We start from the raw sequence: 24773 nt of genomic DNA, 5'->3' as shown, positions 1-24773 counted from the left end.
TTGTGGCGGGGAATCTTATTTGAAAATAAACTTTATACGATATTTCAGGCGATTATCTCAGGTCGATGACTTCAGCTCCTGGACATTCCTTGCTGTTGAAATTGAATGTGCTGTTAGAAACACTCTTGGCTCTGAAGTTACTTACCGTGATGGTACTCCAGGTATTGCCCTGTCGCATCTTGACAACTGATGGAATATGTGTCTTTTTGTTGATGGTGATATACATTTCGGCTACAGAACGTTTCTGGTTATCGGCAACGAGATGTACTACATAGTTACTGCCTGCTGTATTGAGCGTTGACTTATAACCTGTCTTATATATATTAATAAAGGTATAAGGGTTCATGGACATCTGCTGAGCCTGTGTAGGGTTGCTGACATTCACCTCGTTGGTTTTCTTTAGATAAGTCCACTGGGTCTTGCCGTTGAACCAGACGATGGCTTGCGGGGTACGGGCGTTAAACTTGTTGCCTTTGATGGCAATACTGCCGCTTGCTGATCCATACTTAGAACTGCTCATCTTGAAGTTGGCGCTAGCTCCACCTTTGTTGCCAATAACGGCAGCGGTCTTATCAAGTACCTGTTGCGCAGTCTGCGCCATGGCTCCGATGCTCATCATTGCAACGAAAGCCAATGCTAAAATCTTTTTCATTTTTATCTTTTCCTTTCTTTTAAAATTCTATGTTATATTATATCTTCTAAAATTTCATACTTTATCATAAAGCCGTAAAAACGTCTTTTCTCTCTTAGACGTTTTAACGGCTTCAGGGTTTAATAATTTAACCTTTTCCAATATTATCTTCTTTCATACCCTTAGTTCTTTACTAAAATTAAGAGTTTCGAAGTGCCATTAACAGATTATTAAGCTGGTTTTCATCCTGTATCAGTACCTCACGAGGCTTGCTGCCCTGTGCTGCACCTACAATGCCTGCAGCTTCCATCTGGTCCATCAGTCGTCCTGCACGGTTATAGCCGATACTGAACCGGCGCTGGATCATGCTGGTAGAACCCTGCTGCGAAAGAACAATCGCATGGGCTGCCTCTTCGAAGAACGGATCCAGTTCGCGGGCACTGATGCTGCCGCTTCCACCTGCGCTTCCTTCATCATTAGCTGGTTCTGGCAACTCCATAGGTTCGATAGGACCAGGCTGTTCGCAGATATACTCGTTGATGCGCTCGATTTCAGGTGTATCAACAAAGGCGCACTGTACACGTACAGGTTCGTTGCCGCAGAGATAGAGCATATCACCACGACCAATCAGCTGGTTGGCTCCTGTACGGTCAAGAATGGTCTTTGAGTCGATGGCAGATGTAACCTTAAAGGCGATACGGCCAGGGAAGTTAGCCTTGATATTACCCGTGATGATGCTGGTTGTAGGACGCTGGGTGGCAATAATCATGTGGATACCCACGGCACGTGCCAGCTGGGCGATACGGGCGATAGGAAGTTCTACTTCCTTGCCGGCTGTCATGATCAGATCACCGAACTCATCTATAATCACCACGATGTATGGCATATACTCATGTCCATCAGTCAACTTCAACTTGTGGTTGATATACTTCTGGTTGTATTCTTTTATGTTACGGGCTCCTGCCTTTTTGAGCAAGTCGTAACGGCTATCCATCAGTACACACAGACTGTTCAGGGTTCTAACCACCTTGGTTACATCGGTTATGATAGGTTCTTCCTCGTCAGGAACCGCAGCCATAAACTTATTGGCAATACGGGAGTAGACGCTGAACTCTACCTTCTTAGGGTCGATGAGAACCAGTTTGAGTTCGTTTGGATGTTTCTTGTATAATAAAGAGGTGATGATGGCATTCAAACCTACAGATTTACCCTGTCCGGTAGCACCCGCAACAAGCAGGTGAGGAATCTTTGCCAAATCAACCATAAACACTTCGTTGGTAATGGTCTTACCCAAAGCGATAGGTAACTCCATCTTGGTTTCTTGGAATTTCTTTGAGTTTAAAGTACTTTCCATACTAACGATGTTCGCCTTTGCGTTAGGTACCTCAATACCGATGGTTCCCTTACCTGGGATAGGAGCGATGATACGGATGCCGAGAGCTGCCAGACTCAAGGCGATGTCATCTTCCAGATTCTTGATCTTAGAGATACGTACGCCTTCTGCAGGCTGGATTTCGTAGAGTGTGATGGTAGGACCAACCGTAGCACGGATGGTTTTGATCTGTACGCCAAAGTTGCCCAGCACCTCGATGATGCGGTTTTTGTTGGCGCGCTGCTCTTCCTCATCGATGGATACGCCGTCATCCTCATACTTCTTCAGAAGGTTGAGTACCGGATATTTATATCTGGTGAACGGCTCCTTCGGATTGATCGGAGTATTCAGTACTTCTGCATTGCTCAAGGTGTTGCCTGTAGCCTTCTCGTCGGCTGTGGCTACAGAGATGTCCATACCTATATGCTCAGAAGCTGCAGCAGCCTCGGCAGCTTGCTTTTCCAATGCTTCCTGTTCAGCCCGTTTTGTACGGAATTCGCGCTGACGTGCAATGAGTGACATATTCTTGTTCTGCGTGCCGTTGGCTATAGCGATGGTTTCATCTTTTTCTGTATCACTTTCTGTTCCTGTAGCTTCCTGTCTGTCTGCCTCTGGCTCAACAGACGTAGAAGGTATGTCTGGGTTTGCGAAAGTCTGGTCCGGATCCAGATTCAGGTCGATGACTTTGGCAGGTTCTTCTTCCTTATATTCTTCTTTCTCATCCTCTGTGCCAGCACCATATGCTGCGTTGGCGTATGCCTCGTCGATAGCTTCCGTATCTTTCCTGTTCTTTCCATGGTTAGTAATCTCAAATTTCACCTTATTTGATATATAACCGATAGGGTTGAGTGCTTTTCTGATTACCGTAATGGTTTCAGTGGTGAGATAGGTGAGGAATGCTACCGCCACGAAGAAAAGAATGGCCGTAAGTCCTGGAGGACCCATGATGTTCTCTAGATTCTGCACGACAAAGAGTCCGTGCTTTCCGCCCGGATTGAATATGAGGCTTGGCATGATAGGTGCGATGAACTTGGCAAAGGTTACCGACATCCATAGCATGACCACAATCATGCAGAAGAACCATTTCCACAGGTTCAGCTTGTAGGCATGCATCATCTGCAATCCTACCATAATAACAAAGAATGGGAGCATGAAGGCTGGAAATCCGAAATTGATGGCAATGAGCCAATAGGATACAATGGCTCCCCAGGATCCGCAGTAGTTCTGAAACTGTTTTTCCGTGTTGGTCCATTCGCCCGGCTTAAGATTTTCGAGCAAACTCTGGTCATTGGCTCCTGTGTTGAGAAAGGAGATCATAGCGATGATGATAACCACAGCAATGACTACCAAGGCTAATCCTATGAAAAAGTCGGTGATAGTATTGTTGAAAATATACTGTAAACCAATAGCTTCGCTAAAGGTTTTGGTCTTTTTTTCAGTTCTTTTTTTAGCCATTTTATATATTTTTGAATAATTTATCTGCAAAATTAGCGAAAATAATTGAGAAAACAATTCTTTTTCTCATCTTTTTTTTCTAATTTTGCAACTTGTAAAGAATAAAAAGCATAATGAAGATTATTTTCACTAGTTTCGACAAGGCGGCAATCACGAATTTGCCAAGAGTTTTGTTTCCTGGCAAAATCGTAGTCGTTGACAAGCCTGAAGATACAGAAACGGCTGTTAATGACCTACTTAGCCATTATATACTGGGTGTGGATACAGAAACGCGTCCATCATTCAAGCGTGGTCAGGCTTACCATGTTTCGTTGTTGCAGGTGAGTACACATGATACTTGTTATCTCTTCCGCCTGCATCATACGGGCATGACTCCTGCCATCATTCGCTTGCTCGAAGATACCACCGTGCCAAAAGTAGGACTTTCCTGGCACGATGACTTGCTGCAGCTCCATAAGCGAGCTGCTTTTAAGGCTGGCTACTTTATCGAGTTGCAGGATGTTGCAAAGAACTTTGGTATCGCAGACATGAGTCTGCAGAAACTGTATGCTAACCTGTTTCACCAGAAAATCAGCAAGGCGCAACGGTTGAGCAATTGGGAGGCTAGCGATTTGAAGGAATCGCAGGCTCTCTATGCAGCTACAGATGCCTGGTGCTGCATTAATCTGTATGAGGAATTCAAGCGTTTGTCCGCTACAGGCGATTACGAGCTCGATGAACTCAGGGCATGATATAAGGTGGTAAGGAATAGAAATTGATAATCGTAAGAAACTTCATATATTAAAATATGTATAAAAGCGTATATTTAAAGAAAGGTAAGGAAGAATCGCTCAAGCGTTTTCATCCATGGATCTTCTCGGGTGCTATCCAGGCAATGGATGAGGACATAGAGGAGGGCGACATTGTGAGAGTGTTTACCCGTAGTGGTGAATTCATTGCTATAGGTCATTATCAGATCGGTTCTATCGCTGTACGTGTTCTTTCTTTTAGAGATATTGAGATTGATGAGGAGTACTGGTGTGCCAGATTGGATTCGGCATATAAAATGAGACTCGCTTTGGGTATTGCCGGTAATTCATCCAATACTACTTATCGCTTGGTTCATGGTGAGGGTGATAACTTGCCGGGACTTGTTATCGACTGCTATGGTCCTACTGCTGTCATGCAGGCTCACAGTGTGGGTATGCATGTTTGCCGCATGGAGATAGCCAAAGCCTTGAAGAAGGTGATGGGCGAAGCACTGGAGAATATCTACTATAAGAGTGAGACAACCTTACCATATAAGGCTGACCTCAGACAGGAAAATGGCTTTATACTGGGAGGTGATGCTGACGATGTTGCTGTAGAGAATGGACTGAAATTCCATATCGACTGGTTGCGTGGTCAGAAAACGGGTTTCTTCGTAGATCAGCGTGAGAACCGTTCGCTTCTCGAGCATTATGCCAAGGGTAAGAGCGTGCTCAACATGTTCTGCTATACCGGCGGTTTTTCTGTTTATGCGATGAGAGGCGAGGCTAAGGCTGTTCACTCCGTAGACAGCAGTGCCAAGGCGATAGAATTGACCAATGAGAATATTGCGCTCAATTTCCCTGGAGATGCACGCCATGAGGCATTCTGCGAAGATGCCTTCAAGTATCTTGATGAACATGACCAGCAGTATGATCTGATTGTTCTTGATCCTCCTGCTTTTGCCAAGCACCGTGCGGCTTTGCGCAATGCGTTGAAGGGCTATACCCGCCTGAACGTAAAGGGCTTGCAGCGTATTAAGAAGGGCGGCATCCTTTTTACCTTCAGTTGCTCTCAGGTGGTTACGAAGGATCAGTTCCGCAATGCTGTGTTTACTGCTGCAGCGCAGGCTGGAAGAAAGGTTCGCATCTTGCACCAGTTGCACCAGCCTGCCGACCATCCTATCAATATTTATCATCCTGAAGGTGAATATTTGAAGGGATTGGTTCTCTATGTAGAATAACAAATGATTAAAGGATAGATAATGAATAAGTTCAAAACGTTTACAGCCTTGATGCTCTTGCTGGCTATAGGATTTGCAGGATGTGGCAAGTCGGAAGCAGAACGTCATCGCTTGAGCAAGAAGGAAAAGGCTAGATTGGATAGCCTAGACCGTGCTGCGCTGAAGATTGCGGTGATGCCAACAATGGACTGCCTGCCAATCTTTCTGGCATGTGATGACAGTATCTTCGAGCAGCAAGGTGTAGACGTACATTTGCGTAGATATACTGCACAAATGGATTGTGATACTGCTATCGAGCGCAAGCGCGTAGAGGGAGCCGTGACCGATCTGATTCGTGCACATCATATAGAGAAACGGGGTACTGCTTTGACGTACCCTATTTCTACCAATCTCTATTGGCAGTTTATCACCAATAAGCGTTCGCGTATATCCGAACTGAAACAACTGTCAGATAAGATGGTGGCAATGACCCGCTACTCTGCAACTGATTATCTGGCTACTTTAGCAATCGATAGCGGTAAGCCTAAATATGATGCTTATAAGGTTCAAATCAACGATTTGAACATCCGTCTGCGTATGTTGCTTAACAACGAGATGGATGCCATGTTGCTGCCAGAACCTCAAGCTACCAAAGCCCGACTTGAACAGCATGTAAAACTCTTTGACAGCAGAGATAAGAACTTGCAGTTAGGTGTTGTTGCTTTCCGCAAGAAAATACTTTCAGAGCCGCGCCGTAAAGACCAAGTTGCCAAGTTTATCAAGGCGTATAATATTGCTGTTGATAGCATAAACAGTCGTGGGGTACAGCATTATGCAAGTATCATCACAAAATATACGGGTGCCGATGCTAAAACCATCAGTAATCTTCCAAAACTTAAATATGAACATGCTATGGAACCAAGACGTCGTGACCTGGCTGTAGCACAAAAATAAGCGGCTTATGAAAAGAGAAGATTTTAGCTGGACAAAGTTTTCGCATGAAAATGTCACTATGATATCCAGAATAGAGGCAATTCGCAAGATAATTGACCAGGAAGTGGGTTTGGAGCCATGTCTGCCTGGAATAGCGGAAATTGAACAAAGATATGATGCTTTATATCATGATTATATAGATGGCAAACTTAAACATCGGGAACTTTATGATCTTGCTTCAGATTTGGATATGGATATAGACACGCTCTATAGTAAAATGCGCCACGAATGGATTTTGGCTAATGAGTCTACATTTGTTGCACTTTGCAAAAGAGCTCAGAATCTTACAAGTTTTGATGAGGTACAGGAAACCTTTGAAAAATTTGCTACAGATGAAGCTATGCTAAATTTGAGGGTAGACTTGTCTGAAGAACAGATAGACGAGGAAAGACAAAAGATACAAGAGCAGCTTAATGCCTATCGCAATATGGTGTTTTCTTATATTTTGACAACTGATGAATGGGATGAGGATTTTGTCAAGAATATTCTTGATATCATCGCTTCCGATTTGGTCGATCCATACACCATCAATATGATAGTTTCGGCTGTTTCATTGTCATGCTCTGTATTCATGGATGCCCCTAGACTTGCAGTCTTGATGCGCTTAATCAAGTCTGACGACAGTACTTGCAGTGTTCGCCAGCGAGCTTTGGTGGGTTTCGTTTTCTGTGCAATAACCAATTCGGGTGAAAAACAGAAATATTGGGATTCTGCTGCTGGCTTGATCATGGATGATGAATTTTTGGCAGCCTGTGTTGATCTCCAACGCCAGATGCGTCTATGTCTTACAAGTAAAAAGGATAGCAAGGAGATGATGCATTCCGTGGTGAAGACCATGTTCACTTCTTTTACTCAGGATTTGGCCGAAAAGATAGACCAAACGGGTGAATTGGGACTTAATTGCTTCTCAGCAGATGGGGAGAATCCTGATGATGCCCTTAAGGGAGCCTTCGACTATATGTTGAATTCAGAAGATATAGGAGTTGATGTCTATTATCATCAGTTTGCCAACCAGAAGAGCTTCGGTCATTTCCATTCACTCTATAATTGGTTTGTTCCTTTCTATGTCCGTAATTCTACGCTCAAGAATGTTCGGGCTACGATGAAACAGCATCGCAATTTCATCAACAATCTCTTGAGAGGCGCCTCTATGTGTGATACCGATCTGTATAGCATCATTCTTTCATTGAATAATACATCTAAGGAATTTATTGAATCATTGGATGTTACCCCGGAAAATATGGTGTCTGGTCCTGTTTTTTATGACGAAGAAGATGAGGTGGAAAAAGAGCAGAATACCGAAGAGCCAGTAGAGGATGAGACTGATTCTACAGAAGCAAAGGATTCTGAAAATGTCACACTGCTTGATTCGGTAATGGAACATGAAGAGAATCTCTCAGAAGAGGAAAAGAAGAAACGTGCAATCAGGGTTCGTCATCGCTATGTGCAGGACCTCTACCGATTCTATACTCTCTCTCCAATGAGGAAGGCATTTGATAATCCTTTCGAAGTGCAGAAGGAGATTCCTTTCTTTACTACGGGACTGTTTGCTAAACCGGAATATGACAAGTATCGCCTGTCGCTGGCCCGTTTCTCTGCTAAAAGAGGTGACTATGCCTTTGTTAGCAAGATTTTGCGTAATCTGGAAAAATATACCGACGAAGAGCATATGATGCTTGCATTGGCATACAAATCGGAGGAAAAATATGATGAAGCGCTTGAACATCTCTATGTGATTAAGAATACAAGCCCAACTTATAAGGCTGCCACGGAGTTGAAATTAGAAATAGAAGAGGAGATAAAAGACCCGGCGGCTTTAATATCATTGAATTGCCTGATTAAAGAAGAAGCAGATGAGAGTAAGCAATTTAAGCTCAAGCTGAAAAAGACCGATCTCTTATTGAAATTCCATCATTATAAAGAGGCTTTGGAATGGGCTTTCCAGATGGATGAACAGTATCCTAAGGAAGAACAGGTTGAATGCAGACTGGCTTTCTCTTTGCTCTTTACAGAATCGGAAGGCGATAAAAACATTGACCATGCAATGGCTTTAATAGAACCTTATCTGCAAAATAGTGATGATAATGAAATCAGGGAAATGTTGAATTCTGACATGACAGATATGGATAAGGATGATAAGAAACGCATGTTCATGAAAATGTTATCTGCGATGGTGAACAGAGTTTCCAAGCCACAAGACCACAAATGGGAGGCTATGAAATTTTTCTATTATGGACTCTGCGTTCTCGTGAAAAAGGGAGGAACTGCAGCTATCAGATTTTTGGATGAAGCATCTGGTCATGCAGCTTTTTCCCCTAAGGAAGATATAGATGCATTCGGTCTGCTCGAGATGGGAGATTGGCTCGATGATCGTGGTATTGCGCCTATAGAATTGGAATTTATAACAAAAAAAGTTTTCGAGGAAAGGAAAAAACAATAAAGATGGCGGAGAATAATAAAAATAAGAATAAGGTACAGATAGATCCAACCTACGCCCATTTGCAGCCGCAGGCTGTGAATGTGGAGCAGGCGGTACTGGGTGCCTTGATGATAGATTCTGATGCTTTTTCGGTGGTGTCGGAGTTGCTCAAGCCGGATACTTTTTATGACCCGCGTCATAAGAGAATATATCAGGCTATCCAGGTGATGAACATGGAGGAACGGCCTGTGGACATCATGACTCTTGCCGATCAGTTAGCCAAGACTGGCGAACTGGATAAGGTGGGAGGAGCACAATATCTCATGGATATTTCTGCAGGCATGGCTTCGGCTGCCCATGTAGAGTCGCATGCCCGTATCCTGGCGCAGAAATATATGCAGCGCCAGCTGATTCATTATGCCGGCGACATCGAGACGATGGCGTATGAAGAAGGTGTGGATGTGGATGAACTGATGCAGAAAGCTGAAGGTGAACTCTTCCAGCTTTCGCAGAACAATATGAAGCAGGATTATACACAGATTGATCCGGTTGTAAAGGAGGCCGTTGCCATCTTGCAGCGCGCTGCTCAGAACTCGGGTGGTCTTACCGGTATTCCTACAGGTTATCGTGGGTTGGATGATATGACATCAGGTTGGCAACCGTCCGACCTTGTGATTATCGCCGGTCGTCCTGCCATGGGTAAGACTTCCTTTGCATTGAGTATTGCCAAGAATGTGGCGGTAGATTATGATGTGCCTATCGGATTCTTCTCTCTGGAAATGAATAACGTTCAGTTGGTGAACCGACTCATCTCGAATGTTTGCGAGATTTCGGGTAAAAAAATACTGAACGGACAATTGGAACAGCCAGAATGGGAACGGTTGGATAAAAAACTGAGAAAACTTACAGGTGCACCTATTTATATTGATGATACGCCTGGTCTTTCTGTTTTCGAACTCCGTACCAAGGCGCGCCGACTGGTAAGGGAAAAGGGTGTTAAACTGTTGATGATTGACTATCTCCAGCTGATGAATGCCAATGGTATGAAGTTTGGCAGCCGTCAGGAGGAGGTATCTACCATCTCCCGTTCGCTCAAAGGTATTGCCAAAGAGCTGAATATTCCTGTGCTTGCTCTTTCGCAGCTCTCCCGTAATGTAGAGAACCGTGAGGGTTTGGAAGGAAAGCGACCTCAGTTGAGTGACCTCCGTGAATCCGGTGCCATCGAGCAGGATGCCGATATGGTTCTTTTCGTTCACCGCCCGGAATATTATCACATCTATCAGGATGAAAAGGGTAATGACCTTCATGGTATGGCACAGATTATCATTGCCAAGCACCGTAAGGGCTCTGTTGGAGATGTTCTCCTGAACTTCCGTGGAGAATTTACCCGATTCCAGGATCCGCAGGATGCTGCAGCAGCACCTGTCGAAGAAGGTGGTGAGATTGTAGGCTCTAGGATGAATGGCGGAGGGCAGGATGGTAGTCCGCTACCACCGCCGCCTGCAGAGAATCTGCCTTTCTAAGGTTAGAGTTTGTCATTTTTTTCACTCAAAAACTGGCTTTTTCGCCAAATTCTTGCACAGGATTAACGTTTTTAGGTAAAAAATCCATAAGATTATAGGAATTTGTTATCATTTCTATTAAAAAAGTTATAAATTGTTTGCTAGTATCAAATAAAAGTGTTACCTTTGCATGCGAATTTAAGAATATAACATAATAAGATAGATATGAGAACAACATTGTTGAACATTACAAGCATTATTATTCGACTTCGACTGCAGTTTGTGGGCGGAAGTGATAAGGTGTGCGTATAGTTCATCGCATAAGATATTAAAAGCCTTTCTACACTTCCGTCTATGGAGTGGGGGAAGGCTTTTTACTTTATCTGATGCTTCTGCACGGATTGCTATATAAACGTAGTGCGTTCTGAATGTGTAGCTCTTATATATATAATAAGGTGTAAATTTAAAATTTTAATGATATGAGTGACAGATTATACATTTTCGACACGACCCTCCGCGATGGCGAACAGGTTCCGGGATGTCAGTTGAACACAGTTGAGAAGATTCAGGTGGCAAAGCAACTGGAGCAGTTGGGCGTGGATGTAATTGAGGCTGGATTTCCAATATCAAGTCCGGGCGACTTCAATTCAGTGGTAGAAATCTCTAAGGCTGTAACCTGGCCTACTATTTGTGCACTTACCCGTGCCGTAGAAAAAGATATTGATTGTGCTGCTGAGGCTTTGCAGTATGCCAAGCATAAGAGAATCCATACCGGTATCGGTACCAGCGACAGTCATATCAAGTATAAGTTCAATTCTACCCGCGAGGAAATCATCGAACGTGCTGTAGCTGCTGTCAAGTATGCTAAAAAGTATGTTGAGGACGTTGAGTTCTATGCTGAGGATGCAGGCCGTACCGATAATGAGTATCTGGCTCGTGTCGTAGAGGCTGTTGTCAAGGCGGGTGCTACTGTAGTGAACATTCCTGATACTACAGGTTATTGTCTGCCTGATGAATATGGTGACAAAATCAAGTATCTCATGGAGCATGTTGATGGCATTGACAAGGCACGCCTTTCTACCCACTGTCATAACGACCTCGGTATGGCTACTGCCAATACCCTGCAGGGTGTTTTGAATGGTGCACGTCAGGTTGAGGTTACCATCAATGGTATCGGTGAGCGTGCAGGTAATACTTCGCTCGAAGAGATTGCCATGATTCTGAAGTGTCACAAGCATATCAATATTGATACCAACATCAATACCACCAAGATTATTCCTACCTCACGCATGGTGAGCAGCCTGATGAATATGCCTGTCCAGCCAAACAAGGCTATCGTGGGTCGCAATGCATTTGCTCATTCTTCCGGTATCCATCAGGATGGTGTCTTGAAGAATGTTCAGACTTACGAAATCATTGATCCTAAGGAAGTGGGATTGGATGACAATGCTATCGTATTGACAGCCCGTTCTGGTCGTGCTGCATTGAAGTACCGTCTCCATGTCAATGGTGTAGAGATTAATGATGAGGAGAAACTCGACAAGATTTACAAGAAGTTCCTCCAACTGGCTGACAAGAAGAAGGAAGTTACCGATGAGGATGTTTTGATGCTTGCCGGTGCTGATTCTGCTGATAAGCATGGTGTTCAGCTCGACTGGTTGCAGGTTACTACAGGTAAGGGCGTGAAGAGCGTGGCAAGTATCGGTCTTGATATTGCAGGTCAGAAGTTTGAGGCTGCATCATCTGGTAACGGTCCGGTAGATGCTGCTATCAATGCTCTCAAGAAGGTCATCACCAAGGAGATGAACCTCAAGGAGTTCACCATCCAGGCTATCGACAAGGGCTCTGATGATGTGGGCAAGGTTCACATGCAGGTGGAATACGATGGTCATGTATATTATGGCTTCGGTGCAGATACCGACATCGTTACGGCTTCTGTTGAGGCTTACATCGATTGTATCAACAAGTTTAAGATTAGATAAACATATATATATAACAAGAGATATTATGAATACATTATTCGACAAGATTTGGGACAAGCACGTTGTCCAGATTGTTCCGGACGGTCCTACACAGCTTTACATCGACCGTCTCTACTGTCACGAAGTAACATCACCTCAGGCATTCGCTGGTATGCGAGCACGCGGACTCAAGATGTTCCGTCCAGACCAGATTTTCTGTATGCCTGACCACAATACTCCTACTCACGATCAGGATAAGCCAATCGAGGATCCTATCTCAAAGAAGCAGGTAGATACCTTGGCAAAGAACACCGCTGATTTCGGCGTAACTCACTTTGCCATGAACACAAAAGATAATGGTATCATCCACGTAGTAGGTCCAGAGAAGGGTCTTTCTCTTCCTGGTATGACCATCGTCTGCGGCGACTCTCATACTTCTACTCATGGTGCAATGGGTGCCGTAGCTTTCGGTATCGGTACTTCTGAGGTCGAGATGGTGATGGCTTCACAGTGTATTCTCCAGAGTAAGCCAAAGTCTATGCGTATCAGCATCAACGGTAAGCTCAGCAAGGGCGTTACTGCCAAGGACGTTGCTCTCTATCTGATGAGCCAGCTCACTACTTCAGGTGCTACCGGTTACTTCGTTGAGTACAGTGGCGATGTAGTGAAGGATATGTCTATGGAAGGTCGTCTTACCCTCTGTAATCTCTCTATCGAGATGGGTGCCCGTGGTGGTTTCGTAGCTCCTGATGAGACAACATTCGAGTACATCAAGGGTCGTGAATATGCACCTAAGGGTGAAGACTGGGACAAGGCTGTGGCTTACTGGAAGACCTTGAAGAGTGGTGATGATGCAGTCTTCGACAAGGAGTTGACTTTCGAGGCAAAGGATATCGAACCACGCATCACCTACGGTACCAACCCAGGTATGGGTATCGGCATCACCGAAAGCATCCCAACGCTCGATGAGATTCCGGAGGAAGAGCAGGCTGGTTTCAAGAAGAGCCTCAACTACATGGGCTTCCAGCCAGGTGAGAAACTCGAGGGTCATCCTATCGATTATGTATTCTTGGGCGCATGTACCAATGGCCGTATTGAAGACTTCCGTGCTTTCGCTTCTCTTGTTAAAGGAAAAAAGAAGGCAGATGGCGTAACTGCTTGGCTTGTACCAGGCTCATGGTTGGTTGATAAACAAATACGTGAAGAGGGAATTGATAAGATTGTTGAGGCTGCCGGCTTCGAAATCCGTCAGCCTGGATGCTCTGCCTGCCTGGCAATGAACGATGATAAGATTCCTGCAGGCAAGTACTCTGTAAGTACATCCAACCGTAACTTCGAGGGTCGTCAGGGACCAGGTTCCCGCACCATCCTTGCCAGTCCATACGTAGCTGCTGCTGCCGCTATCACTGGTAAGATTACCAACCCAAGAGAGTTTATGTAATTTTAAATTAATAATGTACAATTAATAATGTACAATTGATAAGTACAGTTATGAAACAGAAATTCAATGTAATTACATCAAGCTGCATTCCTCTTCCTTTGGAGAATGTAGATACAGACCAGATCATCCCAGCCCGTTTCCTCAAGGCCATCGATAAGGAGGGTATGGGCGACAACCTCTTCCGCGACTGGCGCTACAATGCCGACGGAACTCCAAAGCCAGACTTCGTGATGAACGACCCATCTTACAGTGGTGTCATCCTCGTAGCTGGCAAAAACTTCGGTTCCGGTTCTTCCCGTGAGCACGCTGCCTGGGCTATCGCAGGTGCAGGCTTCCGTGTAGTCATCAGCTCTTTCTTTGCTGATATCCACAAGAACAACGAATTGAATAACCTCGTATTGCCAGTAGTAGTAAGCGAGGAATTCCTGAAAGAACTCTTCGAGAGCATCGACAAGGATCACAAGACAGAGGTGAAGGTAGATCTTCCTAATCAGACCGTGACCAATCTTGCTACCGGCAAGAGCGAGCACTTCGAAATCAACGGCTACAAGAAACACTGTTTGGAGAATGGTTTGGACGATGTAGACTTCCTCGTTCAGAACCGCGACAAGGTTGAGGCTTGGGAAGCTAAAAACAAGTAATTATGAACGTTAACGCAAAGAGAGATAATTCCCGCATCAAGGAGATTGAGATCATGGACTGCACGCTGCGCGACGGCGAGCAGACCAATGGTGTCAGTTTCCTTCCTCACGAGAAGTTGATGATAGCAAGAATGCTGTTGCACGACATCAATGTAGATCGCATTGAGGTGGCTTCAGCGCGTGTGTCAGAAGGTGAAAAGGATGCTGTCGCTCGAATTTGCCGTTATGCTAAGACTATAGGTAAACTGGATTCCGTTGAGGTATTGGGATTCGTGGATAACAACAAGAGTGTGGATTGGATTGCTGAATGCGGCGGTCATGTCATCAACCTCTTGGCTAAGGGTAGCTACAAGCATTGCACACAGCAACTCAAGATGTCGCCTGAGGAGCATCTCGCTCATATCAGGCAGACCATCGACTATGCTTTGAGCAAGGGATTCACCGTGAATCTCTACTTGGAGGACTGGTCGAGCGGTATGCGCGACAGCCGTGACTATCTCTTCATGATGATGGATGAGTTGGTAAAACTGCCTATCAAGCGCTTCCTGCTTCCTGATACTTTGGGTATTCTGAACCCATTGCAGTGTGTGGAATATATGCGCCAGATGGTGCGCCGTTATCCGAATTCTCACTTCGACTTCCATGCCCATAACGACTACGATCTGGCTGTGAGCAACTCGCTGGCTGCCGTATTGAGCGGCGCCAAGGGTCTTCACGTTACCGTGAATGGTCTGGGTGAGCGTTGTGGCAATGCACCATTGGCAAGTGTTCAGGTGATTCTGAAAGATATGTTCGAGGCAAAGACCAATATTAAGGAAGACCGTCTGAACGATATTTCCCGATTGGTTGAAGGATATAGTGGCATTGCCGTGGCTCCGAATACTCCGGTAGTAGGAGACAACGTCTTTACCCAGGTAGCTGGTGTGCATGCCGATGGTGACAACAAGGACAAGCTTTATTGCAACGACCTGGTACCTGAGCGTTTCGGCAGACATCGTGAGTATGCGTTGGGTAAGAACTCTGGCAAGGCGAATATCGTGCAGAACCTCAATGAACTGGGATTGGAACTGACGCCTGAGCAGACCAAGGCGGTGACCAAGCGAATCACAGAACTCGGTGACCGCAAGGAACTGGTAACCCAGGACGACCTGCCATACATCGTGAGTGATGTGTTGAAGCATGGAGCTCCAGAGGATAAGGTGAAACTGGTAAGTTACATGGTATCAACCTCATACGGTTTGAAGCCTATAGCCAGTGTAAAGGTAGAAATCGATGGCAAGGAGTATGAAGACCAGAGCTCCGGTGATGGTCAGTATGATGCTTTCGTGAAAGCCCTCCGCAATATCTACAAGGTGAAGCTCGGCAAGACCTTCCCTAAGCTCGACAACTATCAGGTAACTATCCCACCTGGTGGCCGTACCGATGCCCTCGTTCAGACAGTCATCACCTGGCGTGAAGGTGACCGTATCTGGCGTACCCGAGGCTTGGATGCCGACCAGACAGAAGCAGCTATCAAGGCAACGCTGAAGATGATTAATATGTACGAGGCAGATAAGAGCGACGAACAGGCTGTTTCGCCTCGAAATCTGGATATGGAATAATATCTCCGAAGATTACGAAATTATCTCCGAAGATTATGAAAATATCTCCGAAGATTACAGAATTATCTCCGAAGGTTATAAACAATTAAACAATTAAAAAATCAAATAAGATGAAATTAAACATTGCAGTTCTCGCCGGTGATGGTATCGGACCAGAGATTATGAAGCAGGGCGTAGCAGTTATGCAGGCCATTGCAGAGAAGTTCAACCACGAGTTTACTTACAGCGAGGCTATCTGCGGCGCTCACGCTATCGACGAGGTAGGTGATCCATTCCCAGAGGAGACCTTCAAGACTTGTATGGATGCTGATGCTGTACTCTTCGCAGCCGTTGGTGACCCACGTTTCGACAACAACCCTACAGCCAAGGTTCGTCCTGAGCAGGGCTTGCTCGCTATGCGTAAGAAGTTGGGCCTCTTCGCCAATGTTCGCCCAGTAGCTACATTCGATTGCCTGCTCCACAAGTCACCATTGAAGGATGAACTCCTGAAGGGTGCTGACTTCGTAGTTATCCGCGAGTTAACTGGCGGTATGTACTTCGGTGAGAAGTATCAGGATAACGATAAGGCATACGATACAGATATCTATACCCGTCCTGAGATTGAGCGCATCCTGAAGGTAGCTTTCGAGTTTGCCATGAAGCGCAACAAGCACTTGACAGTAGTAGATAAGGCAAACGTATTGGCATCTTCTCGTCTCTGGCGTCAGATTGCCAAGGAGATGGAGCCACAGTATCCTGAGGTAAACACCGATTATATGTTCATCGACAACGCTTCTATGCGCGTATTGACTGAGCCTACATTCTTCGATGTTATCGTTACAGAGAATACCTTCGGTGATATCCTGACCGATGAGACTTCTTGCATCACCGGTTCTATGGGCTTGCAGCCATCCAGCTCTCTCGGTGAGCACACACCATTGTTCGAGCCTGTTCATGGTTCATGGCCACAGGCAGCTGGCAAGAACCTGGCTAACCCGGTAGCTCAGATTCTTTCTGCAGCTATGTTGTTGGAGCACTTCGGTTTGAACGAGGAGGGTGCCTTGATTCGCAAGGCTGTAGATGCTTCTCTCGATGCCAATGTCCGCACACCTGAAATTCAGGTTGAGGGTGGTGCTCACTATGGCACAACTGAGGTTGGCGCATGGATCGTTAACTGGATTAAGAATGCTTAATCTGTAAATGGATTTTTCGGCGCTGGGTGAATTTTCTATCCAGATGCTTTCTTGATAAATGCCTTAAGAGGAGTGTTTCTTTCTCTTAAGGCTTTTCTTGTTGGTTGTCCTGTCTTTCTGAAATTTAGTTCTTTTTGTAAACTCAAATAAGTTTTATAGTTTTTTATTTGGCAGTTTGCAAAAGTCTTCTTAACTTTGCACCATGAAAAGTTTTTATACATTATTATTGGCATCGACGGTTTCTTTGTCTGTATCTGCGCAGAACGTAGATGCCGACAAGCCATGTGCTGCTCAGAATAAAACCTTGCGCGATTCACTCTCCAAGGCTACAGAAGTGCTTGCATATCATCCAGACAGTATCGATCTGCGACTGAAAAAGGCTGCTTGGAATATCCAGTTGGAGCAGTGGCAATATGCCAAGGATGATCTTGATAAGGTACTCTTTCTGAACAATACCAATATCGCCGGTTTGTTCTATCGTGCCTTTGTCAATGAGAAGTTGCTCCGTTATAACTTTGCGCGTCTCGATTATCAGAATCTTCTGGTACTTGTTCCTGGCAACTTTCAGGCGCAACTCGGTCTGGCTTTGCTCAATGAGAAAGATAAGCATTATACCGAGGCTTACGATGGCATTAACAGTCTGATAGAGCAATACCCTGACAGTGCGATGGCTTATGCTGCAAGAGGTGGCATGGAGAAGGAGAGGGGTATGCTTGAGCTGGCAGAGTTTGATTACGCCAAGGCGATGGAGTTGGATGCCGGTAATGAGGATTTTGCTTTCAATCATGTAGACATCCTGATTCTGCTTGGAAGAAAAGACGAAGCCTATCGTGATTTGAAGAAACTGCTCGATGCCGGTTGCCAGCCGGGCAGGTTGCAAGGTTTCTATGCAAGGTTGAAAAAGAAGAAAAAGTAGTATTTTGAGTTATAAAAAGGAGTTTTAAAGATTAATAAGACAAAAATGCATAAAATTATTCCCTATATCCTGGCAGTCTGTTGTCTCTGTATGGTGGCATCCTGCGATACCGTCTTCGATGTTCATCCGTATGATGTGCAAATCAACGGCGATAGAAATCTGAATGTTACCAATATTCAGAAAATTGAGGCTGCAGTAAAATCGAAAGATACAATCCGTTTTGCTATGATCAGCGATTCACACCAGTGGTTGGATGATTTGAAGAGTGAGGTTAATGATATCAATCGCCGCAGTGATTCCCTCGATTTCGTGATTCATTGTGGAGACCTTACCGACTTTGGTGCTACCCGTGAGTTTCAGTGGACCCGTGACCATCTTCAGAAGTTGAAGATACCTTTCGTGGCTCTGCTGGGTAATCATGACTGTTTGGGAACAGGTAACCAGTCTTATCAGAAAATCTTTGGTAATCCGGATTTCAGTTTCATCGCCGGTAAGGTAAAGTTTGTCTGTCTCAATACCAATGCCATAGAGTTTGACTATTCCCGCCCTGTACCTAATTTCGATTTCATGGAAGAGCAGGTTAAGGCAGATGCAGATGACTTTTCGCGTACCATTGTCTGTATGCATGCTGCCCCTTATTCAGAGCAGTTTAATAATAATGTAGCTAAGGTCTTCAATTTTTATACGCATCAGTTCCCAGGTTTGATGTTCTGCCTTTGCGGTCATGGTCATCATACCAAGCAAGAAGATATTTATGGCGATGGCACCATCTATTATCAGGTGGCCAATGCCGCTAAGCATCAATACTATATATTCACCATTACTCCAAAAGGTTATCGTTATGAAGTTATTGAGTTTTAAGCATATATTTATTCTGGGAGCTTTGTTTGCTGCAGGTTCTGTACAGGTTCATGCTGCCGGTGAGGTTACCGGGAAAAGTGAGGAGTTGGAACAGAAGGATAGTATCGTTCATGATACTCTGGTGTTGGCGGATGGCAAACTGACCCGATATGACCGCCGCGTCATGCGCTACCGTAAGCATTGGGATTTGCTGATACCTACTAGTGGCATCATTCAGACCTGTGGCAATATGGGTATCATTTCGCTGGGTATCGGATGGGAATATGGTAAGCGCCGCCAGTGGGAAACGCAGCTCTTGTTTGGCTACATCCCGAAGTTCAGTTCTGACGATGAGAAGTTAACTATGACGCTCAAGGAGAATTTCATTCCTTGGCGTCGCAATATCGGTAAGGGCTGGTGGTTTGAACCGCTGGAGTGCAGCCTGTATTTCAATACGGTGTTCGGACATGATTTCTGGACAAAGCAGCCTACCAAGTATGAAAGCGGCTACTATCCGTTTTCTACCCGCATCCGTCCTAATATAGCCTTGGGTGAGCGGTTTAAGTATGATATTCCGCACAATAAACGTAAGCGTATCAAGAGTATCACGTTTTTCTATGAGTTGGGTACAACGGATATCTACTTTATGCGTTTCTACCGTAATGGCAATGCCGGTTTCTGGGATGTCTTCGGCCTCTCTATCGGTGCCAAGGTGCAGTACCTTTAAACCAAGAACTGGTTGATGAGTTTGCTTACTCTGATGATATCTTCATCGTTGAGCGATGAGTTGCAAGGCAGACTCAGTTCTTCGTCAGCTATTCTCTTGGCTATCGGAAATTCCAGATGATTCATTTCCGGATAGCATGGCTGCAGATAGGGTGGGCGGAAGTAATGAATCTTTGTGCCGACCCCATTCTCAGCCAGGAAAGCTTTCAGTTGGTCTCGTTTCGGGGTAAGGAAAGGGAAGACGTGGAAAACATTTTCATGAGCAGGAGAGATGAGTTTCGCAGCGATACATCTGTCCCTGATGCTGTCATCCAGATGCTCCAGGTATAGCTGTACCTGTCTGTATCTCGCTTTCTGTTCGTTCTCAGGATATTGCAGTTTCACATTCAGTACCGCAGCCTGAATCTCATCCATGCGCGAGTTGACGCCCTGGTATCTGAAGATGCCGTCTTCTATCTTTCCATATTCGTGTAGTGACATAATGGCTTCCGCCAATTCCCTGTTATTGGTAGTTACAGCTCCCGCATCTCCCAATGCTCCCAGATTCTTGCTAGGATAAAAACTGTGGGCGGCAGCATCCGAAAGATTTCCGGTATATCTTCTTTTCGATGGTTTTTCAGAAGAATCAGATAGAGTAGTGGAGCATCCGAATCCCTGCGCATTGTCTTCGAAAAGCAAGAGATGATGCTTCTTGCAGATTTCAGCAATCTTCGGAGTCCATGCCAGTTTGCCATAGAGATGAACAATCATGATGGCTTTGGTCTTCGGTGTGATTCGGGCTTCTATCAGTTGGTCATCTATCTGTAATGTATCGATATTGGCATCCACCAATACAGGTGTCAGTCCTACGCTGCTGATGGCAAGTACGGTAGCGAAATAAGTGTTGGCAGGCACAATCACCTCATCACCTTTCTGCAACTTTCCGATAGCCAGTTCGCCCATCAGCATCAGTTTGAGCGCATCCGTCCCGTTAGCGCAGCTGATGCAGTATTCTGTACCGATAAACTGTGCATACGATTTCTCAAACCTTTTTACGGCTTCGCCTTGCAGATACCATCCGCTGTTGACCACCTTGTTGATAGCATCCTTTATCTCCTTCTCGTAAGGCTCATTGATAGCCTTCAGGTCGAGATAAGGAATCTTCTTAACTTCTGTTTCCATTGTTTCTTCTGTGATGATTTATACAAGTGATAAGACTTGTTTCTATAAATAAAAACGGATGTTTTGCGGTATTTATTATATGGGGAGCTATAAAAAAGACAAGAGCAGCTATCTTCTCAGACAACTGCTCTACATTCAATAGGTATTAGTTTTCTTTAAGGTAAAAAGATTGTATTCAGGATAACGTTTGCAAAGGTACTAAAAAAAAATGAAACAAAAAAATAAAATGGCAACAAAATTGCCATCAACTTAAAAAAAAGTTCTAAAACCCTTTGCGGAGTCTTTTCTATTTGTACGAGAAAATAGATTTTTATATAAATAATGCTAAATAAAAAGCTGTAAAATGGAAAAAATGTCACGAAACCGTCTTTTTCCCTTTCACAGCGTTCGATGTCTAAAATCTTTTGATTTGTACGGTTGAAATTACCCAACTGAGCCCTTTGGCCTGTTTCAACCATACAGTTCGCACCAATTTCTTCTGCAACTTTCGAGAATCGAATTTATTTTTCAGTCCTTATCGTTTAAAAGATTCTAAAAACCAATAATTATTATTTAAGAGTTCCCACTATGGGAACTCTCATTTATTCTATTTTTTGTATCTTTGCACCGTGTGACACAGATTAGAACCTTATTACCTACTTTGGAGGCGTCGCGACAAAAACAGTAATGTACGGATCTCTACTTCCGAAAGCCAACGGAGGCGGAGAGAGGAGAGATTATGCCCATAGCAAGAGAGCTATACAGCGCATTCTCAGCTCAGTGTTCACGGTGACAGGGTGACACGATGACACTAGTTTTTCAACATTTCGCCTCGCACGCGGGCAGGCAGGAAAAATCAGGCCGAAAGTTCCTGCCTGCCCGCGCGAGAGTAAATCTTCAGAAATCACTGTCACCAGTGTCATCCGTCATACTGAAGCTGGTTACTTACGATGTGAAAGTTAGTTGCTTACGATGCGAAAGTCAGTTACTTGCGATGCGAAAGTTAGTTACTTACGCCCCGTAATCCACTGGCTTACGATGCGAATTACAAGTGTTAACTCCTTTAAGATCAAACAAGCTATGGAGATAGAAGTTACATCAGGAGCAAACAGAGTCAGACCTGTTACCTTCATTTTTATGTTAATTCTTTAAAAAATCAATAAATAATCATCTATTTATTTGCATATATAAAAGAATTACCATATCTTTGCAATCGGATAAAGGCTTCTTTATTCAGGATTGGGGTGTCCCCGGTCGGGAAAGGGTTACTTCACAGTGACTCTTTTTTTTGTATTATTTTCCTTGTTCTTTTGGGAAAATCTTCATACCATATACCTTTCCGTTTAATTGGAAGATATTCTTTTTCAGTACATCAAAAGCAAGATTCACTCCATTAGGATTCAAAACATGTCGAGTTACCGGATAAGCTATCAAGTCAGCAATCTGAAGTCCAATTATATTTTCAGATTTCCATCTCATGTCGAACTTTTTAAAAACTTTTTTCATTCGATGACTATCCACCCAATATGTTCCTCTGTCTAACAGCTGATTATAATAATTAAGAAGGGATGCATCTTCCTTTTTGCCACGTTTTTCGATAATGGTACAAAGTTCTATGTCAGTCAAATCAAGAGAGTCTAAATAAAACACGACTCTTTCCATGATATACGATAAAGACAACCCATATACATCATTCAGTTTACCATACTGCCTGATATATGGTTCTTTTAATATCGAGCAGCAAACTACGACATATCCATTATCTCCAAGTATATCATTAACACCCTGGAAGAATCGTTTTTTGACATCAAGGTCAAACAAAACCTCGAATCCATTTTGACACTTTCTTATATCCCGACTATGAAAAATAATATTTATATTGTTCCAGATTTCCTTTTTAAGGACATTGATTCGTTCTGTCAACACTTTGTCCTGTTCCTCGGAGACAACAATACCACAAAGTGTAAATATAGGGAATTGTGGGTCAAAACTTGCTAAGTTTTGATCTCCGCATTCATCAAGATACAATATAAATTTATTCGCCATAATTTTTGCCTATTTAAAATGCAAAAATACAACTTTCTTTTCTATTTACAAAGTTTGCTGAGATAAAATAACTTAAAAGATCGCTATGAACAAGTATTCACCCCTTTATTGCATCAGTAGCTCATCATTAGAATATTTTGCCAAACAGGATGTTCATCATAGTTTTGAACAGAATCTTTGCATCAAACCACCAGGATCTGTGTTCCAGGTAGTAGAGGTCAAGACTCAGTCTTCTCAACATCTTCGGCATCGTATCCGTATATCCGTTATACAGGGTGGCATAAGAAGTAGCACCCGGTCGGATCTGATACAGATAAGTATATCGAGGGTCATGCTTGATGATTTGGTCGATATAGTATTTCCGTTCCGGGCGGGGACCGACCAACGACATGTCTCCCTTTAGAATATTCCATAACTGTGGAAGTTCATCTAAATGGTGTGTTCTTATGAATTTTCCTACACGTGTGAGTCGCGTGTCGCCTTCAATCTCTAGTAGATTTGGACCATCTTTTTCTGCATCAGCCTTCATAGATCTGAACTTATAGATGTTGAAAGGTTTCCCGTGCAAACCTATACGTTCTTGCTTGTAGATGATTGGTAATCCGTCTTCCCATTTGATAGCTAAGGAGATAATGACAAATAGGGGAGAGAATAGAACGAGACAAGGTACAGAAACAAGAATATCTGTAGAACGTTTTACGAAACGCTCCATTCTGTTGTTTCTATTCTTGGTTTCTGTTTTGTTTTGTATGGTCATTTCTCTACTTTTTTCTTTAGTTTGATTTTTTGATTGATACCGATGTGTAGCATCGTATAGAGGGCTATATCGATAAGTAAGATACCTGTTAATCCTATATTCATATTGCCAAGTATTACGTTGGTGCCAACGAAAGTTAGGGTTAGTAGGATGATAAAGAATAACGTATAGTGTTGGTTATATCCCATAGCCAATATCTTGTGATGTATGTGGCTTTTGTCTGCATCAAAGATTGGTTTTCTGTTTCTGATGCGATGTAACACTACTCGTACGACATCAAAAGTAGGTATGATGAGCAGACTATATGCTATCAGAACGCGTTTTGGAGACATTGGCATAATATTGGGATTTACGGCAATTGCTTTGACAAATAGGAATGCCAAGAAGAATCCCAACGTTAAGCTGCCCGAATCGCCCATGAATATCTTGGTTCCTTTTTCTACTTTCCCATACATGTTAAAATACAGATATACAACCAGAACGCCTAACAATCCTGCAATCATTACTTCATAAGCAATCAAATCGTATGGTATGAAGCAATAAAAGAAACCCAGCAGAGCTATGATGGAAAGACTTGTTGCCAAACCATCAATGCCGTCTATCAGATTGAGTGCATTATCTATGAACACAAATGTAAAGATTGTGAGAGAAATACCAATACTCGAAGGTATCTTGTAAATACCAAACAAACCATAGAGGTCGTTAATCTGGAGCCCACATATAGGCATGATGCTGGCAGCGAGAATTTGAGCGGCAAATTTCACTTTAGCATTAAGACCGATTAAATCGTCAATGATTCCTACAGAGTAGATAATCGACAGGCTCAAGATAAAACCTACGCTCCACATACTGAGAGAGATTTTGTCTTGAATATTATTTGTAGCTATGATAAGCAATACAGCCACAGCAGAAATCATCATGCTTGGTATGAATGCAATGCCACCCAATCGTGGTATAGGTGCGCTATGCACTTTTCTTAGGGTTGGAATATCATACAACTTTTTTTTCTTGCAGAATTTCAGCACTGATGGAATGAAAAATACACCACATGTCATGCTCAGTATGAATGCTCCTATGATTGGTAATATTTCTGTTAACATATTTATATCTTCATTTTATTATATAAACTGAAAAGGTACGTGAATATTGTATAAAACATAAAAATTGTTTGGCTGTTTCATATAAAAGGAGTATATTTGCAGAAAAATGAGA

General features: G+C 43.7%; 20 protein-coding genes. 13 read left to right on the top strand and 7 right to left on the bottom strand.

Translation table 11 applies throughout. From position 1 onward, the window contains the following. Positions 1-52: 52 nt before the first annotated feature. Both RCO84_RS07040 and RCO84_RS07035 read right to left on the bottom strand, forming a co-directional pair. Positions 53-652, bottom strand: a complete 600-nt coding sequence (locus RCO84_RS07040; protein WP_144151441.1) for a LolA-like putative outer membrane lipoprotein chaperone — start codon at positions 650-652, stop codon at positions 53-55. Between the two features lie 178 nt (positions 653-830). After that, positions 831-3458, bottom strand: coding sequence for an FtsK/SpoIIIE family DNA translocase (locus RCO84_RS07035; RefSeq protein WP_317584493.1), 2628 nt, complete (start codon positions 3456-3458; stop codon positions 831-833). A gap of 113 nt (positions 3459-3571) precedes the next feature. On the opposite strand from RCO84_RS07035, the gene RCO84_RS07030 reads away from it, so the two are divergent. The 13 genes from RCO84_RS07030 (at position 3572) to RCO84_RS06970 (ending at position 19619) form a co-directional block, all read left to right on the top strand. Continuing rightward, positions 3572-4189 (top strand): 3'-5' exonuclease, encoded by a 618-nt coding sequence (locus RCO84_RS07030; RefSeq protein WP_186292203.1) that lies wholly within the window; start codon positions 3572-3574, stop codon positions 4187-4189. A gap of 56 nt (positions 4190-4245) precedes the next feature. Then, positions 4246-5427 (top strand): class I SAM-dependent rRNA methyltransferase, encoded by a 1182-nt coding sequence (locus RCO84_RS07025; RefSeq protein WP_317584491.1) that lies wholly within the window; start codon positions 4246-4248, stop codon positions 5425-5427. Positions 5428-5448: 21 nt separating this feature from the next. Then, complete coding sequence (locus RCO84_RS07020; RefSeq protein ID WP_144151434.1) at positions 5449-6360, top strand: ABC transporter substrate-binding protein; 912 nt, start codon at positions 5449-5451, stop codon at positions 6358-6360. A 58-nt stretch (positions 6361-6418) separates the two neighbouring features. After that, complete coding sequence (locus RCO84_RS07015) at positions 6419-8839, top strand: hypothetical protein (RefSeq protein WP_317584489.1); 2421 nt, start codon at positions 6419-6421, stop codon at positions 8837-8839. Between the two features lie 2 nt (positions 8840-8841). Beyond that, positions 8842-10341 carry a replicative DNA helicase gene (dnaB, locus tag RCO84_RS07010; protein WP_022120959.1) on the top strand — a complete coding sequence of 500 codons (1500 nt, stop codon included), beginning with the start codon at positions 8842-8844 and terminating at the stop codon, positions 10339-10341. Positions 10342-10799: 458 nt separating this feature from the next. Next, entirely contained in the window at positions 10800-12302 is a 1503-nt protein-coding gene (locus tag RCO84_RS07005; protein WP_200757576.1) for a 2-isopropylmalate synthase, read from the top strand. 25 nt (positions 12303-12327) lie between these two features. Then, on the top strand, positions 12328-13722 hold the full coding sequence (gene leuC, locus RCO84_RS07000; protein WP_317584487.1) for a 3-isopropylmalate dehydratase large subunit: 1395 nt from the start codon (positions 12328-12330) through the stop codon (positions 13720-13722). Between the two features lie 50 nt (positions 13723-13772). Then, positions 13773-14363: a 3-isopropylmalate dehydratase small subunit gene (leuD, locus tag RCO84_RS06995; RefSeq protein ID WP_006846819.1), complete on the top strand. Its 591-nt coding sequence runs from the start codon at positions 13773-13775 to the stop codon at positions 14361-14363. Between the two features lie 2 nt (positions 14364-14365). Beyond that, positions 14366-15964 carry an alpha-isopropylmalate synthase regulatory domain-containing protein gene (locus RCO84_RS06990; RefSeq protein WP_317584486.1) on the top strand — a complete coding sequence of 533 codons (1599 nt, stop codon included), beginning with the start codon at positions 14366-14368 and terminating at the stop codon, positions 15962-15964. 110 nt (positions 15965-16074) lie between these two features. After that, on the top strand, positions 16075-17136 hold the full coding sequence (gene leuB / locus RCO84_RS06985) for a 3-isopropylmalate dehydrogenase (protein ID WP_317584485.1): 1062 nt from the start codon (positions 16075-16077) through the stop codon (positions 17134-17136). A 202-nt stretch (positions 17137-17338) separates the two neighbouring features. Continuing rightward, entirely contained in the window at positions 17339-18052 is a 714-nt protein-coding gene (locus RCO84_RS06980; protein WP_317584484.1) for a tetratricopeptide repeat protein, read from the top strand. 45 nt (positions 18053-18097) lie between these two features. Beyond that, positions 18098-18913 (top strand): metallophosphoesterase family protein, encoded by an 816-nt coding sequence (locus RCO84_RS06975; RefSeq protein WP_317584483.1) that lies wholly within the window; start codon positions 18098-18100, stop codon positions 18911-18913. Further along, on the top strand, positions 18894-19619 hold the full coding sequence (locus RCO84_RS06970; RefSeq protein WP_287829126.1) for a hypothetical protein: 726 nt from the start codon (positions 18894-18896) through the stop codon (positions 19617-19619). Before RCO84_RS06975 ends, RCO84_RS06970 begins: the two co-directional genes overlap by 20 nt. Here the strand turns inward: RCO84_RS06970 and RCO84_RS06965 are convergent. The 5 genes from RCO84_RS06965 to RCO84_RS06945 all read right to left on the bottom strand — a co-directional run bounded on the left by RCO84_RS06965 (position 19616) and on the right by RCO84_RS06945 (position 24661). Continuing rightward, positions 19616-20779: a DegT/DnrJ/EryC1/StrS family aminotransferase gene (locus RCO84_RS06965; protein WP_317584482.1), complete on the bottom strand. Its 1164-nt coding sequence runs from the start codon at positions 20777-20779 to the stop codon at positions 19616-19618. The two genes, RCO84_RS06970 and RCO84_RS06965, sit on opposite strands and share 4 nt — an antisense overlap. A 986-nt stretch (positions 20780-21765) precedes the next feature. Continuing rightward, positions 21766-21891 carry a hypothetical protein gene (locus RCO84_RS06960; protein ID WP_259297321.1) on the bottom strand — a complete coding sequence of 42 codons (126 nt, stop codon included), beginning with the start codon at positions 21889-21891 and terminating at the stop codon, positions 21766-21768. Between the two features lie 160 nt (positions 21892-22051). Beyond that, the gene (locus tag RCO84_RS06955; RefSeq protein WP_117726936.1) at positions 22052-22804 is read right to left on the bottom strand and encodes a DUF3800 domain-containing protein; all 753 of its coding nucleotides are present in this window, start codon (positions 22802-22804) and stop codon (positions 22052-22054) included. Positions 22805-22931: 127 nt separating this feature from the next. Next, positions 22932-23561 (bottom strand): sugar transferase, encoded by a 630-nt coding sequence (locus RCO84_RS06950; protein WP_317584480.1) that lies wholly within the window; start codon positions 23559-23561, stop codon positions 22932-22934. Beyond that, positions 23558-24661, bottom strand: a complete 1104-nt coding sequence (locus tag RCO84_RS06945) for an MraY family glycosyltransferase (protein ID WP_317584479.1) — start codon at positions 24659-24661, stop codon at positions 23558-23560. The genes RCO84_RS06950 and RCO84_RS06945 overlap by 4 nt, the downstream gene beginning before the upstream one ends. Positions 24662-24773 lie beyond the last annotated feature (112 nt).

The organism is Segatella copri (assembly GCF_949820605.1).
Classification (GTDB): domain Bacteria; phylum Bacteroidota; class Bacteroidia; order Bacteroidales; family Bacteroidaceae; genus Prevotella.
Note: the sequence above shows the minus strand (reverse complement) of the source record. Positions and strands in the feature narration are given on the sequence as shown.

Excerpts from the sequence above, each read along its gene's own strand:
- RCO84_RS07040 (WP_144151441.1), bottom strand. The coding sequence starts at position 652 with ATGAAAAAGATTTTAGCATTGGCTTTCGTTGCAATGATGAGCATCGGA.
- RCO84_RS07035 (WP_317584493.1), bottom strand. The coding sequence starts at position 3,458 with ATGGCTAAAAAAAGAACTGAAAAAAAGACCAAAACCTTTAGCGAAGCT.
- RCO84_RS07030 (WP_186292203.1), top strand. The coding sequence starts at position 3,572 with ATGAAGATTATTTTCACTAGTTTCGACAAGGCGGCAATCACGAATTTG.
- RCO84_RS07025 (WP_317584491.1), top strand. The coding sequence starts at position 4,246 with ATGTATAAAAGCGTATATTTAAAGAAAGGTAAGGAAGAATCGCTCAAG.
- RCO84_RS07020 (WP_144151434.1), top strand. The coding sequence starts at position 5,449 with ATGAATAAGTTCAAAACGTTTACAGCCTTGATGCTCTTGCTGGCTATA.
- RCO84_RS07015 (WP_317584489.1), top strand. The coding sequence starts at position 6,419 with ATGATATCCAGAATAGAGGCAATTCGCAAGATAATTGACCAGGAAGTG.
- dnaB (WP_022120959.1), top strand. The coding sequence starts at position 8,842 with ATGGCGGAGAATAATAAAAATAAGAATAAGGTACAGATAGATCCAACC.
- RCO84_RS07005 (WP_200757576.1), top strand. The coding sequence starts at position 10,800 with ATGAGTGACAGATTATACATTTTCGACACGACCCTCCGCGATGGCGAA.
- leuC (WP_317584487.1), top strand. The coding sequence starts at position 12,328 with ATGAATACATTATTCGACAAGATTTGGGACAAGCACGTTGTCCAGATT.
- leuD (WP_006846819.1), top strand. The coding sequence starts at position 13,773 with ATGAAACAGAAATTCAATGTAATTACATCAAGCTGCATTCCTCTTCCT.
- RCO84_RS06990 (WP_317584486.1), top strand. The coding sequence starts at position 14,366 with ATGAACGTTAACGCAAAGAGAGATAATTCCCGCATCAAGGAGATTGAG.
- leuB (WP_317584485.1), top strand. The coding sequence starts at position 16,075 with ATGAAATTAAACATTGCAGTTCTCGCCGGTGATGGTATCGGACCAGAG.
- RCO84_RS06980 (WP_317584484.1), top strand. The coding sequence starts at position 17,339 with ATGAAAAGTTTTTATACATTATTATTGGCATCGACGGTTTCTTTGTCT.
- RCO84_RS06975 (WP_317584483.1), top strand. The coding sequence starts at position 18,098 with ATGCATAAAATTATTCCCTATATCCTGGCAGTCTGTTGTCTCTGTATG.
- RCO84_RS06970 (WP_287829126.1), top strand. The coding sequence starts at position 18,894 with ATGAAGTTATTGAGTTTTAAGCATATATTTATTCTGGGAGCTTTGTTT.
- RCO84_RS06965 (WP_317584482.1), bottom strand. The coding sequence starts at position 20,779 with ATGGAAACAGAAGTTAAGAAGATTCCTTATCTCGACCTGAAGGCTATC.
- RCO84_RS06960 (WP_259297321.1), bottom strand. The coding sequence starts at position 21,891 with ATGAAGGTAACAGGTCTGACTCTGTTTGCTCCTGATGTAACTTCTATC.
- RCO84_RS06955 (WP_117726936.1), bottom strand. The coding sequence starts at position 22,804 with ATGGCGAATAAATTTATATTGTATCTTGATGAATGCGGAGATCAAAAC.
- RCO84_RS06950 (WP_317584480.1), bottom strand. The coding sequence starts at position 23,561 with ATGACCATACAAAACAAAACAGAAACCAAGAATAGAAACAACAGAATG.
- RCO84_RS06945 (WP_317584479.1), bottom strand. The coding sequence starts at position 24,661 with ATGTTAACAGAAATATTACCAATCATAGGAGCATTCATACTGAGCATG.